Here is an 18085-nt window from a genome sequence, read left to right as displayed (position 1 = left end):
GCGTCGGGTGCTCCTGTGCTATGGGATGCCCCTTTGCCGCAGTGATCTGCAAGAGTATCGAAGGCCCGGGATTTGGCGGCTTAAGCTTGCGTGACGCGCTTGCCCCCGTGGCCTTGCACGGCTACACCCCGTCGCAAGATCGCTCTGCAAATCCTGTGCAGGCCCGTTACGACCCCGCGCCAATGGCGCCCGAGTAACGCGCCCGTCAGCCCGCAGTGCTCTGCAAACAAAAACATTTCGGGACGAACCAGATGACCGACCAGATTGATTTCAATGACCGCATGCTTTCGCTGGGCCTCGCCCGCGTGGCGGAACAAGCCGCCATCGCTAGCGCGGACCTGATTGGCCGTGGCGATGAAAAAGCGGCGGATCAGGCCGCTGTGAACGCCATGCGCGAACAGCTCAACCGGCTCGACATCGCAGGGGTCGTGGTGATCGGTGAGGGAGAGCGGGACGAAGCACCCATGCTCTACATCGGCGAGGAAGTGGGCTCGGGCAATGGCCCCGGCGTTGATATCGCGCTGGATCCACTGGAGGGCACCACGCTGACCGCCAAAGACATGCCCAACGCGCTCACAGTGATCGCCATGGGTCCGCGCGGCTCCATGCTGCATGCGCCCGACACGTATATGGACAAGCTGGCCATCGGGCCCGGATTTCCCGAGGGGATCGTGACGCTCGACATGCCGCCCGCGACGCGTGTCTCTGCGCTGGCCACCGAGAAGGGCTGTCACCCGCGTGACATCACGGTCTGCATTCTCGAACGCCCCCGCCATGTGGATATGATCGAGGAAGTCCGTGCGACGGGCGCATCCATTCGTCTGATCACCGACGGGGACGTGGCCGGTGTCATGCATTGCGCCGAGCCCGATGTGACGGGGATCGACATGTATATGGGACAAGGCGGCGCGCCCGAAGGGGTTCTGGCCGCAGCCGCGCTCAAATGCATGGGCGGGCAGATCCAAGGCCGGCTCCTGTTCCGCAATGATGACGAAAAGGGCCGCGCGGCAAAGGCAGGCATAACGGATCTGGACCGGATTTATGCCCGCGACGAGATGGTGACGCAGGATGTGATCTTTGCCGCAACAGGGGTGACGTCCGGCTCTCTCCTGCCTGGTATCCGCCGCGCGCCCAATTTCATCGAGACACAGACCTTGCTCATGCGCTCCAAGACAGGATCTGTGCGCCGCATGATCTACCGCAACCCGCGCTAACGCGCTTTCGCCGCGGGCGCTGCCCGCGTCGACCGGTCGGGGGGCGTTGCCCCCCGAACCCCCCAGAGTTTATCTGGCAAGATGAAGAGGGTTTTGCATCACGATGGGTCTGATGGTCTGGCAGCACAGGTGAGCACAGCTATGGAGGCGGCATATCTCGGCGTTGCGGCATCGCTCTCGGGGCGGCGCTGGGTTGGGCCGAGTGTCGAGATCGCGCGGGCGTCTGAGACCTTGCGCCAACGCGCGGACCTGGCCCCTGCCCTCGCTTCGGTTCTTGCGCGCAGGGGTGTCGCGCCTGAAGACACAAGCGTTTTTCTGGATCCGAAGCTGCGTGATCTTCTGCCCGACCCGCGCAGCATGCGCGACATGGAAACCGCCGCAGAGCGCTTGAACGCGGCAGTGGCCAAGGGCGAACGCATTGCGATTTTTGCGGATTACGATGTGGATGGTGGCAGCTCTGCTGCGCTGCTCATTGATTGGCTGCGCCAGCAGAGGCTCACGGCCACACTCTATATCCCGGACCGGATCGACGAAGGCTACGGGCCAAATGCGCCTGCGATGACGCAACTGGCGGGCGCTCATGATCTGATCATTTGCGTGGATTGCGGCACGCTGAGCCATGACGCGCTGGCGGCTGCACAGGGTGCGGATGTGATTGTACTCGACCACCATCTGGGCGGTGAGACGCTGCCACCGGCTTGCGCTGTCGTTAATCCCAATCGGCAGGACGAAACAGGCGATCTGGGGCATCTGTGTGCGGCGGCAGTGGTCTTTTTGTGTCTGGTGGAGGCAGGGCGGCAATTGCGTGCGGCGGGCAAGACCGGGCCAGACCTCATGGCGATGCTGGATCTCGTGGCACTGGCCACGGTGGCGGATGTGGCACCTTTGATCGGCGTCAATCGGGCGCTGGTCCGTCAGGGGCTGGTCGTCATGGCGCGCCGGGCGCGGCCGGGGATTGTCGCGCTGTGTGATACGGCTAGGCTGGAGCGGGCGCCGGAGAGTTATCATCTGGGCTTCGTTCTGGGGCCGCGGGTGAATGCGGGCGGGCGGATTGGCGCGGCGGATCTTGGCGCGCGCCTGCTCGCCACGCAGGATCCACATGAAGCCGCCGCGCTGGCCGAACGGCTGGAAGCGCTCAATGCCGAACGGCGTGACATCGAGGCCAAGGTGCGGGACGCGGCATTGGAACAAGCAGAAGCGCGCGGGCTGGAAGCGCCCCTCGTCTGGGCTGCAGATGATGGCTGGCATCCGGGCGTTGTGGGCATTGTGGCGTCGCGACTGAAGGAACGGACCAACCGGCCTGCCATTGTCATTGGCTTTGACGGCGATGATGGCAAAGGCTCCGGCAGATCCGTGACGGGCATTGATCTGGGCGCATCGATCCAGCGCCTTGCGGCGGAGGGGTTGTTGGTCAAAGGTGGCGGCCACCGCATGGCCGCGGGCCTCAGCCTGACGCGCGCGCAGCTCGAGCCCGCCATGGCACGCCTCGCGGAGCTTTTGGCGAAACAGGGGGCGGGCCAGGCGGGCCCTGCCGATCTGCGCCTCGATGGAACATTGATGCCTGCGGCCGCCACGCTGGAGCTTTGCGCGCAATTGGAAAGCGCGGGCCCTTTCGGAGCCTCCGCCCCTGCCCCGCGCTTTGCCATGCCAGACATGCAGATCCGGCACACGCGGCGCGTTGGCGAGAGCCATCTGAAACTGTCGGTCAGCGACGGCATGTCACCTGCCATGGACGCCATTCTCTTTGGCGCGTTTGAAGGCCCCCTGGGGCCGGCCCTTGAGGCCCATGGCGGCGCGCGTTTTCATCTGGCCGGACGGCTCGACGTCAACCATTGGCAGGGGCGCTCGACCGTGCAACTCAGACTTGAGGACGCCGCACATGCCTAAGCCTACACATGTGATCCCGGCCGTCGCGCTGAGCCTTTGCGCAAGCTTGCTGATGGCGGAAGAGCAATTGGTGTTCACGCCGCCCGAGGGTTTCTCGCTCGCATTCGAGAGCAGCACGCCGGAACTCTCGATTTCGGAATACACCCCATCGGGGGCGCTGGACGCGGATTGGACCCGCCTTGTCACCCGGACGACAGCGCCCGGCAAAGCCGGATTGCCAGCCGAGCTCGTGGCCGAGCAAATCGCAAACACGGTTGCCGCAAATTGCCCCGGCGCGGGCGTTCAGATGGTCGCGTCCGGCTTGCAGAACAACTACGGCGTTGCCGTCTTTTTCACGCAATGCCCAAACTCGCCTCTCGGTGAGGGCATACCGGAAACCGCCGCGATCAAGGTCCTTGTCGGGGCGCAGGCCAGCTACACGGTGCAATATGCCTGGCGGGGTCCGTTCACGCGGGAGCAAGTGCTGGAACACACGCTTTGGCTGCGCGGGCAGCTCCTGTGTGATACCAAGCGCCCCGGCTCTCCCTGCCCCACGCCGTGAGCATTTGCGGTCATGCCGTTTCGTTTGAAAAAAGTTTACCCCGCATAGGTTTTTGCCCTTGCGCAGCGGCGCGCCATTTTCTAGACAACGCGTCACCAAGAGTGGCCCGTTCGTCTATCGGTTAGGACGCCAGGTTTTCAACCTGGAAAGAGGGGTTCGATTCCCCTACGGGCTGCCACTTCTCCTTCCAAGTCAGCGTAATTCCAGGGATTTCCCCAGCGTGCCGTCCGACGCGTCGGATTGGTGGCACAGCTTGTCTGTGTTCAACCTGTGTTCAACTTGGCAAATCGCTGTCAGCGTGGCGCGCTCGGTTGGCCTGTTGGATGCAAGTTGTGATCTGCGATATATCCCTGTGTGCAAGCACTGAAACTTTCTCCGCCGCCGTAGTCACAGTCTTGCGCAAGCTGTGCAGGGCTGGGCTAAAGCTGTCTGAGCGCAGGCAACCTGGAGCGTCGCGGGAGGCCTCCGGGTGGACGCTCAATACGAAAGCGTCAGGGATAAGTTATTGATTAGCTTTTCTCTTTCAACTTGGGTGAAGCGAAACCCGGATCACAGAGCGGAGGAATGAAAAGCGTATTAGGCGGCCTCTCTTCGGCACTGCAGAGACCATGACGATGGAGGACCTACGATGAGACACTCAAATGTCCGCGAAGCCGCTGCGTGGATCACCGAGGTCAACGCCAGCCAACGCGGGCGGTGCTTTTATGCGCTGCCTCAGACGCGTTTTCGCCCCATCAAAAGCCTTGCGCTCCAATGCGTCCCACTGGCTTTGTCTACAACTGGATATGCCGGGCGCTGTGGCGGAGGAGGAGGGATTCGAACCCCCGGACCGCGTTAACGATCAACGGTTTTCAAGACCGCCGCATTCGACCACTCTGCCACTCCTCCGCAAGGCGCAACGCGCTCGCGTGCGACACGCCATATCGCGCGTCTGGCGATTCTAAAAGCATCCATGGTTAAAGCCGCGTAAAAACCAGCGCCTCGCGGGACAGAAAACGGCCACAACGGGATGTGACGTCGAAATCCGCTTACACATTATTGCAGCCCTTTTCTTGCACGCCCTGCATCGCTACACTGTTAACGAGCAGCAGCAGACCGGAAAACCGGCAAAGCCCACGCCGCGTGGGGTGAAGGGAAGAGGCAAGAGGCAGACCATGAGCGTGCTTTCGAAAACCAAGACGTCCTATCTGAAACCTGTCAGCCTGGCTTGCATCGCCAGCCTCGCCCTTGCGGGCTGCGAAAACGGGATGGAAATGCCCGCTTTCCTGCAACCCAAGGACAGCGCCACAAGCCCCGCATCTGATGCGGGCCCGCGCGCGACCAAACTGGTCGAACGCGATGTCGAAGCGCCAGAGGTGTTTCAGGTCACCGAAGCGGGCCTGTGGGACGGACGCCCCTCTCTGGGCGGTGTCTGGGTGGCGCATCCTGATGTGACAGATCCCGAACGCGTCATCATTCGCAATCCGAGCAATGGCAATTTTGTCATTGGCGCCCTGTTTCGCCGCGACAGAAACCTGTCGGGGCCACGCTTGCAAGTCTCCTCGGATGCCGCCGCAGCGCTCAAGCTTGTTGCCGGTCAGCCGACCAATCTCAATGTGACGGCCCTGCGCCGCGAGACAACGCCGGAGGCCACCGAGCCTGACCCCGCGCCGCAGCCCGGCAATCTCGATGCGCCCGCCGATGTGGCCGAGACAACGCTGGACGACGCGCCCGCGTCAGAGGATGTGAACGCGACAGCGGCCGCTGCCATTGCCGCCACGGAACTGCCCCCCACCCCGGGTTCGACCGCGTCAGCCCCTGCCGCCAGCGCCGCAGCCCCCCAGCCCGCGCCCCGTCCGGCCCCGGCCCCCCGCCCGGCCTCATCTTTGGAAAAGCCCTTCCTGCAGATCGGCATCTTCTCCATCGAGCAAAACGCCAAAAACACCGCCGCCACGATGCGCAACGCGGGCCTCGTGCCCACAGTCATCAAAGGCGAAAGCTCCGGCAAGACCTTCTGGCGCGTCATCGTAGGCCCGGCCACATCGCGGTCCGAGCGCGCGGATCTGCTCAAAACCATCAAGGCACAAGGCTTCACGGATGCCTATGCCGTGACAAACTGAACCGCTCCTCGGAGGAATACGGCCCATGTTCCGCCCCCTCATCGCAGCCCTCGTCCTGGCGCTGGCCTCCGCGCCCACAGCCCAAGCCTTTGACACGCGGGCCACATCCGCCTTCGTGATGGACATGACAACCGGGACCGTTCTGCTCAACAAAAACGCAGACGTCCCCCTGCCGCCGGCCTCCATGTCCAAACTCATGACGCTCTACATGGTCTTTGAAGCCCTGCGCGACGGCCGGCTGCGGATGGACGAAAAACTGCCGGTCTCCAGCCATGCGATGTCCTTTGGCGGATCGACGATGTTTCTCGACACGACGGACCGTGTGACGGTTGAAGATCTGGTGCGCGGCATCATCGTTTTGTCGGGCAATGATGCCTGCGTCGTGCTGGCCGAAGCGCTGAGCCCGGACGGGACGGAGGCGGGCTTTGCCCGGCTCATGACCCGTCGCGCCGCGCAAATGGGCATGTCCCACTCCACATTCGTGAATTCCAGCGGCTGGCCTGTTGCCGGGCATCGGATGTCGATGCGCGATCTGGCGCTGCTGGCGCGCGCGATCATAACGGATTTCACTGAATTCTACCCGATGTTTGCCGAGCGCGAATTTCTCTTCGATGGCCGTGCGCCGCAAAACAAGCGCAATCGCAACCCCCTGTTGGGTCTGGGCATCGGCGCGGACGGGCTCAAGACAGGGCATACGCAAGAAGCGGGCTTCGGGCTGACCGGCTCTGCCGTGCAGGGCGATCGCCGTGTGGTCTTTGTCATCTCCGGGCTGCAAACCCAGCAAGCCCGCGCGGAGGAAGCCGAAGCCATCGTCAACTGGGCCTTCCGGCAATTTGCGCAAAGCGATCTGCTGCGGCAGGGCGAAGTTGTGGCTGAGGCTGACGTCTGGATGGGCGCGGAAATGAAGGTGGGGCTTGCGGCCAAGGAAGATCTCTCGCTGCTGATCCCGGTTCTTGCGGGCGGAAAAGTGAATGCTGAGGTGGTCTATGACAGCCCCGTTGCCGCCCCGATCAAGCGCGGCCAACGGCTGGGTGAGATGATCATCACGCTGGACGAATTGCCCGAACAACGCATCGAACTCGTCGCGGATCGCGATATCGCGCTTGGCGGTTTCATGTCCCGCATCACCACAGCCGCGCAATTGCTGCTCAAGCAGATCAACGAAGCCCCCCTCAATCAAACCCCGCAAGAGGACGCCTCTTGACGGGCCTCTTTATCTCCTTTGAGGGGATCGACGGGTCAGGAAAATCCACACAAGCGCGCGTGCTGGCCGAGGCGCTGCGCTCTGAGGGCCACGATGTCGTGCTGACCCGGGAGCCCGGCGGCTCAGACGGCGCCGAGGAAATCCGCGCGCTGGTCTTGCAGGGCGATCCGGATCGCTGGTCTGCCGAAACCGAGCTTCTGCTCTTCACGGCGGCCCGGCGCGACCATCTTGAACGGGTCATCGATCCCGCTCTGGCCCGGGGCGCCATTGTCATCTGCGACCGCTTTGCGGACAGCACCCGCATGTACCAGGGCCTCTCGCGCGGCGATCTGCGCGACAAGGTCGATACGCTGCACGCCCTCATGATCGGGCGCGAGCCGGATGTGACGATCCTCGTGGATATGGACCCCGAAGAAGGCCTCAAACGCGCCAAGTCCCGCGCCACCGTGGAAGAGCGTTTCGAGGATTTCGGCCTTGCGCTGCAAGAGAAAATGCGCGCGGGCTTTCTGGAGCTGGCCCGCGCCCATCCCGAGCGGTTCCGCGTGATCAATGGCGCGCAGACCCCCGAGGCCGTAGCCCACGACATTCGCACTGTGCTACCCCTGCCCCATGAGTGAAGACCGCCTGCCTGAATCAGACCGTCTGGGCGACGCGCCGCATCCGCGCGACGCGACCCGCCTCTTTGGTCAGGCGCAAGCCGAACAGGCCTTTCTCGATGTGCTCAACGCAGATCGCCTGCACCATGGCTGGATGATCTCCGGCCCGCGCGGCGTGGGCAAGGCGACACTGGCCTGGCGCATGGCGGCAGCCTTGATCGCCGAGCCGCCCGGTCAGGAGGCCGGGCTCTTTGGCGCGCCACCCCCACGCGAAACGCTGGATTTGCCGGATGATCATCCCGTGGCCCGCCGCATGGCTGCGGGCTCCGAGCCGGGCCTGAGCCAACTCACCCGGCCGTGGGATGAAAAACTCAAGCGGTTCAAGGCGGATATCACCGTTGATGAAGTGCGCAAACTCAAGTCGCGCTTCACGCTGGCGGCCGCCGATGGCGGATGGCGCGTCTGCATTGTCGATGCCGCCGACGATCTCAATACCGCTGCCGCCAACGCCTTTCTGAAATTGCTGGAAGAGCCACCCGAGCGCACGACCTTCCTGCTGGTCACCCACCAGCCCACGGCGCTTTTGCCCACCATTCGCTCGCGCTGTCGCATGCTGCGCTGCGCGCCCCTTGGCCCGGAAGACATGGCTGCGGCACTGGCGCAAGCGGGCCATGAGATCACATCGGAAGACACCGCGCTGGCCGCGCTGTCCGGGGGATCCGTGGGCCGCGCCTTTCAGCTTCTGGAAGGTGACGGGCTGCGCCTTTATGGCGCGATTGTCTCGCTTCTGGGTACGCTGCCCCGGCTCGATCGCGCGCGGGCGGGAAAACTGGCTGAGGCGGCTGCGGCGCGCGGCAATGAGGCTCAGGTCACCCTGATCTTCGATCTGCTCGATGTCGCGCTGGCACGTCTGGCCCGTGCCGGTGCCACCGGCGCGCTGGATGTGGAGGCCGCGCCCGGCGAGGCGCAGGTCTTTGCCCGCCTCGCCCCCTCGCCTGCCGCCGCGCGCCAATGGGCCGCGCGGGCCCAGGAGGTCACGGCGCGGGCGCGGCACGGGCGTGCAGTCAATCTTGACCCCGGCGCGCTCATCCTTGATACGCTGTTCAAACTCTCCGACGTGGCCTCTCGCTGTGCCGCCTGACCGGAGAGGCGACAGGCAGGCCCATGACCCAGACAGACGACGCACCCAAGATCACCGACAGCCATACGCATCTGGACTTCCCGGATTTTGACGGCGAACACGACGCCCTGATCACACGCGCCGCCGCCGCAGGCGTGCACCGGATGGTCACCATCTGCACGCGCATGCGCAATGAGCCCAAGGTGCGCGCGCTGGCTGAGGCCCATGCGCCAGTGTTCTATGCCGCAGGCACCCATCCAATGAGCGCCGCAGAAGAGCCCATGGTCACGCTTGAGGCGCTGGTGGCCCTTGATGCCCATCCCAAATGCGTGGGTCTGGGAGAGACGGGTCTGGATTATCATTACACCGCTGAGAGCAAAGAGGTGCAGCAGCGCTCGTTGCGCCTGCATATCGAGGCCAGCCAACACACAGGCCTGCCGCTCATCATCCACGCCCGCGCTGCCGACGAGGATATGGCGCGCATCCTGAGCGAGACATTCCGCACCGCGCCTTATACCTGCGTGATGCATTGCTTTTCGTCCTCAGCAGAGCTCGCCAAGACGGCGCTGGATCTGGGCTTTTATCTCTCCATGTCCGGCATCACCGCCTTTCCCAAGAGCCAGGAGCTGCGCGATATCTTCGCCGCAGCGCCGCGCGATCGCATTCTGGTGGAGACAGACGCGCCCTATCTCGCGCCGCCGCCCCATCGCGGAAAACGCAATGAACCTGCCTTCGCCGCCCATACCGCGCGGCGCGCGGCGGAGACCTTCGGCATGGATTATCCCGATTTTGCCGCGCAGATTGAGGCCAATTTCGAGCGCCTTTTTCCCAAAGCTGTGATGGCGCCTGCATGAGCTACAGGTTCACCATATTGGGATGCGGCTCCTCGGGCGGCGTGCCGCGCCTCGGCGGCCATTGGGGCGCGTGCGATCCGGACAATCCCAAGAACCGGCGGCGGCGCTGCTCCTTGCTGGTGGAGCGTGACGGCCCGGAAGGCACCACCTCTGTCCTGATCGACACCTCGCCTGATCTGCGCCAACAGCTGCTGGATACCGGCACCGGGCGGCTCGATGGCGTCCTTTACACCCATTCCCACGCCGATCATGTGCACGGGCTGGACGATCTGCGCATGATCGTCTTCAACATGCGCGCGCGCCTGCCCGTCTGGGCCGATGGGCCCACGCAAGACAACCTGCTGGCGCGCTTCGGCTATGCCTTCGTCCAGCCCAAGGGCTCGCCCTATCCGCCGATCCTCGATCTGCACACGATCAGCGGCGATGTGACGATTGACGGGCCCGGGGGCGCCATCACCTTCCAGCCCTTTGAGGTCAATCACGGCTCAATCGACGCTCTTGGATTTCGCATCAATGGCCTGGCCTACCTGCCCGATGTGGCCGCCATCCCCGATGATGTCTGGCCCCAGCTGCGTGATCTGGATGTCTGGATCGTCGATGCCCTGCGGCGCGATCCACATCCGACCCATTCCCACCTCGCCCAAACGCTCGAATGGATCGAACGCGTGGCCCCCAAACAGGCCGTGCTCACGAATATGCATATCGATCTCGATTACGAGACACTCAAAGCCGAAACCCCCGCGCATATCACGCCGGCCTATGACGGGCTGGTGCTGACACTTCCGGACTGATGGCTTCTTCTGGCTCCAAATACGCATATCCGACACGCGCCCAAAGGCGCGCGGGGCGCCCATGCAGGATTTGATCAACGTCATCTTGCCGGTCTTTCTGGTGCTGGGCGCGGGCTATGTCGCGGCATGGCGCGGCGTGATTTCGGAGACCGCCGTGGACGGTCTGATGAGCTTCACGCAGAATTTTGCCATCCCCTGCCTGCTCTTCAGCGCCATCGCGACGCTGGATCTGGGCGAGAACTTCGATCCGGCCCTGCTTGTGAGCTACTACACCGGCGCCGCCACCTGTTTCGTCCTGGGCATCCTCGGCGCGCGGCTCCTCTTTGCCAGACCCTGGACAGACAGCGTCGCCATCGGCTTTTGCTGCCTGTTCTCCAATTCGCTGCTCCTGGGCCTGCCCATAACCGAGCGCGCCTTCGGGCCCGATGCCTTGGCGGGCAATTTCGCCATTATCGCGATCCATGCGCCGTTTTGCTATGCGCTCGGCATCTTGACGATGGAGATGGTGAAACCCAAAGCGGAAGGCAGCCCGAACCTCGTGATGCGGCTGGCAGATGCGATGTTTCACAACGCGCTTGTCATCGGCATTGTGCTGGGCTTCGCGGTCAATCTGGCAGGCATCCGCCTGCCCGTGCCATTGTGGGACGCCATCGATCTGATCTCGCGCGCGGGCCTGCCGGCGGCGCTCTTTGGGCTGGGCGGCGTCCTCGTGCGCTACCGGCCGGAGGGCGATCTGCGCGTTGTGGGCTTCATTTGCCTGTTGTCGCTGGGGCTACACCCGGCCATCACCTGGACATTGGGCACCACGCTGGGACTGGGACCAGACGCATTTCGCTCCGCAATCCTCACAAGCGCCGTGGCCCCGGGGGTCAATGCCTATATCTTCGCCAATCTCTACGGCGTGGCCAAACGCGTGGCCGCCACGACTGTACTGGCCGCGACAGCCGCTTCGCTCTTCAGCGTCTGGATCTGGCTACAGATCCTGCCCTGATCCCGCCCATGCACGCACCGGAGATTGCCGCCCGGAGCGCACGCTGCTAGCCTTGGCCCCATGATCCTCTCGATTGCCAAACGCCCGCTTTTGATCGCCTCTTTCGGTGCGATCCTCGTCTCGATCTCCGAGTTCTGGTTCTATCAGGTCGACGAAGAAGTGAGCCATGTCGGCATCCTGCTGGCCTACGGTCTGCTGGGATATCTCTTTCTGGTGGTGGTGGAGCGGTTCAAAGTCCGCGACGGCGCGGCGCTCTTCGTGGCCGCGGCCATGCTGGGCTACCTGATCGAAGGCGTGCCCGTCCCTGTCATGTATTCCGGCCCGCCTTTCACAATCGTCTGGACAAGCCTCGCCTGGCACGCGCTCATCACCGTGGGCATCGGCTGGATCGTCTTCAAACAAGTGATGACCCATGGCGGTATCCTCCGCGTCATCCTGTTCAACGCCGCGTTCGGCGCCTTCCTCGGCCTGTGGAACAGCTACATGTGGCACGCCCTTGAAAACGATGCGACAGGCGAGGTCCGGTTCGAATGGGCGCCGGTGCAACCCTTCATTGATCAGTTCCTGATCGGCTATGGCCTGTTTCTGGCCGGGCATCTCGTCTTTGAGCGCGTCTGGTCCCCCAGCGAAGGGCTGACCAAGGGCGAGCACTACGGCTTGTGGATCCTGGCCGCGCTCTTTGCGGCGCTGACGGGGCTGGCCTCCGGTCTGTGGTTTTTCTTCCCGGTTCTGCCGGTCATGGTCCTGATCTGTCTTTGGGCCCTGAAACGCAACGCCCGTGCAGATCTGCCCTTTGCCGGCAGCAAGGTCGCCGCGCTGGCGGAGCGGCCCATCCCGCTCTGGCGTTACGTTTTCACGCTTTTGATCCCGCTCTGCGCCATTGGCACCTATGTGACGATGGTCGAGGCGCAGATCGGGCTCGAGATGAACGCTTTTGTCATCATCACGGCTGGACCCATCTCGCTGGGGCTTTTCCTATGGGGGCTCTGGCGCTGCGCCCGCGCCATGCGACGCTCAGGCAACGCATGAAGAGATCTGCGCAATAAGCTGTTTTCAAAACAAAAAGGCCCGCTCGAATGGAGCGGGCCTTTTCGATGGTGCGGTCGAGAGGACTCGAACCTCCACGGGAGTTACCCCACAGCGACCTCAACGCTGCGCGTCTACCAATTCCGCCACGACCGCTTCGAGGCTTGGTAGCGCGGTCTCTAGACCAAGCCCGTCGCAGGCTCAAGGGAAAAAAGTGGCCGCCGGGTTTTTCATGCCCGCGCGCCCGTCCGCCTCCGGTCCGCCGGGCCACGGCGGCTCACGATCTCCCGTAAAACCACCCCGAAGAGGATGAGCGCGAGGACCACAAATCCAGCTTCGCGCAGATCGTCGAACACCATGCGATTGACCATCCGCCCGGGCAGGAAATTGAACGCAGAGGCCAGAACCACGCCAAACCAGTAGAGATTGTTCATGATCCGCGCATGCAAGGCCACGCGGCCCGCGAAAACATGGCGCATCGCCTCAACGATGCCCCAGAGCAGCGAAATCGCCAGCAGGTGCAGCGGGGAGAAGGGCCCGATCACCGCAAAGCCCGAGATGAAAAACGCCGAAATCCCCGTCACACTCATCGAGGTGACCCAAAGGTAGCCCGCGCTTTTGTGCACGGGACTGCCTTTGCGGGCGTAGAGCGCGACAGGCCCCAATAAAATCGACAGACAAGCCGCCACGGCGTGGATCTGAATATGCAAAGGTTCGGTCAGGAAAGGTTCAAACGACATCTCATGGCTCCATTTATGCGTCAATTCAGTGCGATGTCCTCACCTAGACAAACCCCACCGGCCCATGCCATCTGACATGCGTGAACCAGCGGAGATCCTTCGTGAGCAACGGCCAAATGTCACTCGCGCTTCGTGAATGGCGGAGAATAATGGCGTCTCGTCAGACACTTGCATCCCTTGCAGCTGTCAGCGCCATTCTCGTCATCGTGGCCCCTTTCGAGACGAATGTGCGCCTCGGGCTGGCGGAACGTGCCGTGTATTGGACCGGTCTGACGCTCCTGTGCTATGCGGCGGGGGCTTTCGTGAACATCATGATCGAACATATCTGTGCGCACAAAGCGGCTGCCGTCCGGATCGTGGCCTCGGGCCTTGTATGTGCGGCCTGCATTCTCGCGCTGGTGGTTCTCTTCAATTACGTGACCTTCGGCTGGGTGCCGCAGGGTTGGGACTGGGTCACGTTTGTGGGTACCGTTGGCGCGATTGCGCTCATCGTGAACACCGCGCTGGTGTTGACCTCACAGCCCTCCGCCGAGACCGTCGCCGCCCCGGTGGCGCCCGTGCCGCCGCCTCTGCTGGACCGTCTGCCGCTGGAAAAGCGCGGCGCGCTCGTGGCTCTGAGTGTCGAGGATCACTATGTCCGCATCCGCACGGTAGAGGGCGAAGAGCTGGTGTTGTTGCGGCTGTCCGATGCAATACGGGAGGTTGGCGACACGCGCGGCGCGCAGGTCCATCGCTCGCATTGGGCCGCCTGGAATCAGGTCGTTTCCGCCCGTCGCGAGGGTGATCGCGCGATCCTGACCATGTCACAGGGGCCGGAGGTGCCGGTTAGTCGGGCCAACCTGCCCAAACTCAAGGAGGCGGGGCTCCTGCCCCGGTAGGCCATGGTGGAATGGAAGACGTCAGAGGGGTTTACCGCGTATGAGACCGCCCTCACCTTCATGCAGGAGCGCGCCGCCGCCATCGCGGCAGGCACGGCGGAGGAATGCATCTGGCTGCTCGAACATCCCCCGCTCTACACCGCCGGATCCTCCGCCGATCCTGCGGATTTGACCGATCCCGATCGTTTTCCGGTCTATCAAACCCGGCGCGGCGGCCAATACACCTATCACGGCCCGGGCCAGCGTGTGGTCTATGTCATGCTGGATGTTGGCCGGCGCGGTCGCGATCTGCGCCGCTTTGTCGAGCAGCTGGAGGCCTGGGTGATCACGACCCTGGCGACGTTCAACATCACCGGCGAAATCCGCCCCGGCCGCGTTGGTGTCTGGGTGCAACGTCCTGAAAAAGCGGCCAATCCCGACGGAACATGCGCGGAAGACAAGATCGCTGCCATCGGCATCAAGATGCACAAATGGATCAGCACCCACGGCCTGTCGATCAATGTCGAGCCGGATCTCGAGCACTTCTCGGGAATCGTGCCTTGCGGGATTTCCGAGCATGGCGTGACAAGTCTGGTGGATCTCGGCCTGCCCGTGACGATGGCAGATCTCGATGTGGCGCTAAAGCAGCAATTTGAAGCGATTTTTCCGCCGCCCGATGCGCGCTGAGAGAGGCGTTAGGGATCTGTAAAGGCACCGTCCTGTAGAGCGTCTGCAACTGCAAGAAGGCGCGACACTTTTTCTTGATCCAGATCAAATTCGCGCGTTGAAGCAGGCTGGGTAACGATTTAAAACTCTGCCCAATTGAGTGACTCCTATGGTGGAGCGCTCTGTAGCCAACTGAGGAGGCATGACATGGCTGACGCCGCCATTCACGGCCACGAGCATGAAGATCAGCGGGGGTTCTTTACCCGTTGGTTCATGTCCACGAACCACAAGGACATCGGGATTCTCTACCTGATCGTTTCCGCGTTTGTGGGCTTCATTGCCGTTGCTTTCACTGTCTATATGCGTCTGGAGCTGATGCAGCCCGGCGTTCAATACATGTGTATGGAAGGGGCGCGCCTCTTCGCTGCTGCTGCGGGCGAATGTACGCCCAATGGCCACCTTTGGAACGTGTTGATCACGGGCCACGGCATCCTGATGATGTTCTTTGTGGTGATTCCCGCCCTGTTTGGTGGCTTCGGCAACTACTTCATGCCCTTGCAGATCGGCGCGCCCGACATGGCGTTCCCCCGCATGAACAACCTGTCGTTCTGGCTCTACTGCACGGGGACAACGCTGGCCATCTGTTCGGTCCTCGCACCGGGCGGCAATGACCAGCTTGGCTCTGGTGTGGGTTGGGTGCTCTATCCGCCTCTGTCGACCAATGAAGGCGGCATGTCGATGGATCTCGCGATCTTCGCGGTCCATGTCTCGGGTGCCTCATCGATCCTGGGCGCGATCAACATGATCACGACCTTCCTGAACATGCGCGCGCCGGGCATGACGCTCTTCAAAGTGCCGCTCTTCTCCTGGGCGATCTTCGTGACATCCTGGCTGATCCTGCTGGCCCTGCCGGTGCTCGCGGGCGCCATCACGATGCTGCTGACGGACCGCAACTTCGGGACAACCTTCTTTGATCCCGCCGGCGGCGGGGACCCGATCCTCTATCAGCACATCCTGTGGTTCTTCGGCCATCCGGAAGTCTACATCATCATCCTGCCGGGCTTCGGCATCATTTCCCACGTCATTGCGACCTTCTCGCGCAAACCGGTCTTCGGCTACCTGCCGATGGTCTGGGCGATCATCGCAATCGGTGTTCTGGGCTTCGTCGTCTGGGCGCACCACATGTACACAGTGGGCATGTCGTTGACGCAGCAGAGCTACTTCATGCTGGCCACCATGGTCATCGCGGTGCCCACCGGCGTGAAGGTCTTTTCCTGGATCGCCACGATGTGGGGCGGCTCCATCGAGTTCAAGACGCCGATGCTCTGGGCCTTTGGCTTCCTGTTCCTCTTCACCGTGGGCGGTGTGACCGGTGTGGTCCTCTCCCAGGCGGGCGTGGACCGGGCCTATCATGACACCTACTACGTGGTGGCGCATTTCCACTACGTGATGAGCCTCGGTGCCGTGTTCGCGATCTTCGCGGGGATCTACTTCTACTTCCCCAAGATGACCGGGCGCATGATCCCCGAACTGGGTGGCAAGATTCACTTCTGGGCGATGTTCATCGGCTCCAACCTGACCTTCTTCCCGCAGCACTTCCTCGGGCGTCAGGGCATGCCACGCCGCTACATCGACTACCCGGAGGCCTATGCCTACTGGAACTGGTGGTCGTCGATCGGTGCATTCCTGTCCTTCGCGTCGTTTGTTTTCTTCTTCGGCCTCATCGCCTATTCGCTGCTGCGCGGCGCCCGGGTGACAGAGAACAACCCGTGGAACGAATACGCGGATACGCTGGAATGGACCCTGCCCTCACCCCCGCCGGAACATACGTTCGAGATCCTGCCCAAGCAGGAAGACTGGGACAAGGGCCGCGCGCACTAGAGGACTTCGACGGAACCCTGCATAATGCGCATCACGAAAGCACCATATAACCCTTGCGGCGTGCTTTCGTGATCCAAGGTTTCCGCGAAGGTCTTACTGGGGCTCGCAGACCACCAATGCACACAAAGGCCCCGGGCATTCCCCGGGGCCTTTTCATTTGAACGACCGGCGCTAGAACATTGCTATGCCCTACAATTGGACCGACGACACGCCAACCCGGTGCGAGCTTCAGCTCTGGCCACACCAATCCCTGCCGCCAAAGGGTTTTGCGGCCTTCATCGGCGCGACCATCTGCCTGATCATGATCCCGATGTTCCCGCTTCTGGGATCCGTCGTACTCTGGGGCATCCTGCCCTTCATGCTGGCCGCGGTTGGCGGGATCTGGTGGGCGCTGCAACGCAATTGGCGCGATCACCAGATCCTCGAAGTCCTCGATATGACCCGCGAGGATATCCGCCTGATACGGCACAACCCGCGCAAACCGGATCAAAGCTGGGAGTGCAACGCCTACTGGGCCGAGGCCCATCTGCACCCCTCGGGCGGCCCGGTGCCGCACTACCTGACCCTGAAAGGCAATGGCCGTGAGGTTGAGCTGGGCGCGTTTTTGAGCGAAGAGGAACGGCAGGCGCTCTACGGCGATCTGCGCAGCCGTTTGGCCACGTTCAAACATCCCTGACCCGTTTCCCGCGAGGCACCCATGGCGCAGGCCCCTGCTACCCCGAAAGCGAGACGCGCCGCCCATCTGCTGCGCGCCGCGTTCAGGGGGATCAGCCCGGGCAGCCCGGGCCTTGCCCCATCCGAGAGTGCCGCCCTCAAGCTGCGACGTGCGCGGGCCGGGGAGAGCTGGCTTCCACCCAAGACGGTCACCTTCCTGATCCCGCTCGTGGGTCCCGAAAGTGTCGGCAATTGGAGCGCCGTCACAGCGCTTCTGGAGCGCACTCTGAACAGCCTCTTGCTGCAAACCGATCCCAACTGGCGCGCGATCATTTGCTGCCAGACACAGCCGCCGCTGCCCCTCTCTGACAAGATCACGTTTCTGCCCTTTGAGGATCCCACACCGGGCAATGACAAATGGCGCAAGCTCGCCGCGCTTTACGGGCATTTGGCCCACAACGCCGATGCGCCCGGCCTCGTCATGACCTTTGATGCCGATGACCGGGCAGACCCGACCCTTGTGCACAGGCTGCTGGAGCATCCGGGAGGTGCGCTCCTGGAGCGCGGCTATGTCTATGACGCGGGGCACGACCGGATCGCTCTGGCCCGTCCACAGACAATGTTTGCGCCGGGAGCCAAGGCCTTCTGGAAGCTCTGCGGTTCCTGCGCCGCCCTGCCCTTCGATCCGGGCCAGGCCTCACGCGCGGCGCAATGGGCGTTTCTGTCGGAGCTCAGCCAGCACGAGCATCGCATGGTGCCCTATCTGGCGCGGCTTGCGGGCCAGCCCTTGCACGCCATCGCCGTGCCGCTGGCGCTCTACATGTTGAACCATGGCGAGAACTTCGGCGCGCGGCGCGGCCGGGTCACCTTCAAGACACGCTTTGCAGAACGCTTCGCGCTCACCGACCCTGCCGTTGAGGCTTCGGTAAGAAAGTTCTACGGCCTGTAAAGAATTTGGCGAGGC

The 18085-nt window shown here is 63.0% G+C and carries 17 protein-coding genes and 3 tRNA genes; 17 read left to right on the top strand and 3 right to left on the bottom strand.

The genetic code is table 11. The features are described 5' to 3' along the window. The first annotated feature begins 251 nt into the window (after positions 1-251). The 4 genes from glpX (at position 252) to ACP15S_RS04855 (ending at position 3820) form a co-directional block, all read left to right on the top strand. On the top strand, positions 252-1214 hold the full coding sequence (gene glpX / locus ACP15S_RS04870; protein ID WP_425038449.1) for a class II fructose-bisphosphatase: 963 nt from the start codon (positions 252-254) through the stop codon (positions 1212-1214). Positions 1215-1355: 141 nt separating this feature from the next. Further along, a complete protein-coding gene (gene recJ, locus ACP15S_RS04865) occupies positions 1356-3101 on the top strand; it encodes a single-stranded-DNA-specific exonuclease RecJ (RefSeq protein WP_425039654.1) in 1746 nt (581 codons plus the stop codon). Beyond that, positions 3094-3642, top strand: a complete 549-nt coding sequence (locus ACP15S_RS04860) for a hypothetical protein (RefSeq protein WP_425038448.1) — start codon at positions 3094-3096, stop codon at positions 3640-3642. Before recJ ends, ACP15S_RS04860 begins: the two co-directional genes overlap by 8 nt. Before the next feature lie 103 nt (positions 3643-3745). Then, positions 3746-3820 (top strand) — tRNA-Glu (locus ACP15S_RS04855). 620 nt (positions 3821-4440) lie between these two features. Here ACP15S_RS04855 and ACP15S_RS04850 read toward each other — a convergent pair. Next, positions 4441-4530, bottom strand: a tRNA-Ser gene (locus ACP15S_RS04850). A 266-nt stretch (positions 4531-4796) separates the two neighbouring features. On the opposite strand from ACP15S_RS04850, the gene ACP15S_RS04845 reads away from it, so the two are divergent. The 8 genes from ACP15S_RS04845 (at position 4797) to ACP15S_RS04810 (ending at position 12326) form a co-directional block, all read left to right on the top strand. Continuing rightward, positions 4797-5741, top strand: coding sequence for an SPOR domain-containing protein (locus tag ACP15S_RS04845; protein WP_425038447.1), 945 nt, complete (start codon positions 4797-4799; stop codon positions 5739-5741). A 25-nt stretch (positions 5742-5766) separates the two neighbouring features. Then, the gene (locus tag ACP15S_RS04840) at positions 5767-6945 is read left to right on the top strand and encodes a D-alanyl-D-alanine carboxypeptidase family protein (protein WP_425038446.1); all 1179 of its coding nucleotides are present in this window, start codon (positions 5767-5769) and stop codon (positions 6943-6945) included. Next, complete coding sequence (gene tmk / locus ACP15S_RS04835) at positions 6942-7562, top strand: dTMP kinase (protein WP_425038445.1); 621 nt, start codon at positions 6942-6944, stop codon at positions 7560-7562. Before ACP15S_RS04840 ends, tmk begins: the two co-directional genes overlap by 4 nt. Then, positions 7555-8682 carry a DNA polymerase III subunit delta' gene (locus tag ACP15S_RS04830; RefSeq protein ID WP_425038444.1) on the top strand — a complete coding sequence of 376 codons (1128 nt, stop codon included), beginning with the start codon at positions 7555-7557 and terminating at the stop codon, positions 8680-8682. The genes tmk and ACP15S_RS04830 overlap by 8 nt, the downstream gene beginning before the upstream one ends. 23 nt (positions 8683-8705) lie before the next feature. Beyond that, positions 8706-9515, top strand: coding sequence for a TatD family hydrolase (locus tag ACP15S_RS04825; RefSeq protein WP_425038443.1), 810 nt, complete (start codon positions 8706-8708; stop codon positions 9513-9515). Continuing rightward, complete coding sequence (locus tag ACP15S_RS04820) at positions 9512-10306, top strand: MBL fold metallo-hydrolase (RefSeq protein ID WP_425038442.1); 795 nt, start codon at positions 9512-9514, stop codon at positions 10304-10306. Before ACP15S_RS04825 ends, ACP15S_RS04820 begins: the two co-directional genes overlap by 4 nt. 61 nt (positions 10307-10367) lie before the next feature. Then, positions 10368-11297 (top strand): AEC family transporter, encoded by a 930-nt coding sequence (locus ACP15S_RS04815; protein ID WP_425038441.1) that lies wholly within the window; start codon positions 10368-10370, stop codon positions 11295-11297. A 60-nt stretch (positions 11298-11357) separates the two neighbouring features. Continuing rightward, on the top strand, positions 11358-12326 hold the full coding sequence (locus ACP15S_RS04810) for a hypothetical protein (protein ID WP_425038440.1): 969 nt from the start codon (positions 11358-11360) through the stop codon (positions 12324-12326). A gap of 66 nt (positions 12327-12392) precedes the next feature. On the opposite strand, the gene ACP15S_RS04805 is transcribed toward ACP15S_RS04810, so the two are convergent. Both ACP15S_RS04805 and ACP15S_RS04800 read right to left on the bottom strand, forming a co-directional pair. After that, positions 12393-12479, bottom strand: a tRNA-Leu gene (locus ACP15S_RS04805). A gap of 74 nt (positions 12480-12553) precedes the next feature. Next, positions 12554-13063, bottom strand: a complete 510-nt coding sequence (locus tag ACP15S_RS04800) for a DUF2306 domain-containing protein (protein ID WP_425038439.1) — start codon at positions 13061-13063, stop codon at positions 12554-12556. A gap of 149 nt (positions 13064-13212) precedes the next feature. Here ACP15S_RS04800 and ACP15S_RS04795 point away from each other — a divergent pair, with 149 nt between their 5' ends. The 5 genes from ACP15S_RS04795 (at position 13213) to ACP15S_RS04775 (ending at position 18070) form a co-directional block, all read left to right on the top strand. After that, entirely contained in the window at positions 13213-13941 is a 729-nt protein-coding gene (locus ACP15S_RS04795; protein WP_425038438.1) for a LytTR family DNA-binding domain-containing protein, read from the top strand. A gap of 3 nt (positions 13942-13944) precedes the next feature. After that, positions 13945-14607, top strand: coding sequence for a lipoyl(octanoyl) transferase LipB (gene lipB / locus ACP15S_RS04790; protein WP_425038437.1), 663 nt, complete (start codon positions 13945-13947; stop codon positions 14605-14607). Between the two features lie 186 nt (positions 14608-14793). Beyond that, complete coding sequence (gene ctaD, locus ACP15S_RS04785) at positions 14794-16467, top strand: cytochrome c oxidase subunit I (RefSeq protein WP_425038436.1); 1674 nt, start codon at positions 14794-14796, stop codon at positions 16465-16467. Positions 16468-16651: 184 nt separating this feature from the next. Further along, complete coding sequence (locus tag ACP15S_RS04780; RefSeq protein WP_425038435.1) at positions 16652-17143, top strand: DUF2244 domain-containing protein; 492 nt, start codon at positions 16652-16654, stop codon at positions 17141-17143. Between the two features lie 21 nt (positions 17144-17164). Further along, positions 17165-18070: a glycosyltransferase family A protein gene (locus ACP15S_RS04775; protein ID WP_425038434.1), complete on the top strand. Its 906-nt coding sequence runs from the start codon at positions 17165-17167 to the stop codon at positions 18068-18070. The last annotated feature ends 15 nt before the right edge of the window (positions 18071-18085 follow it).

Origin of the sequence: Primorskyibacter sp. S187A, from assembly GCF_049800955.1 — a bacterium.
Lineage (GTDB): Bacteria > Pseudomonadota > Alphaproteobacteria > Rhodobacterales > Rhodobacteraceae > JAKVBH01.
The sequence above is the reverse complement of the archived record's forward strand: the minus strand, read 5'-3'. Positions and strand labels throughout refer to the sequence as shown.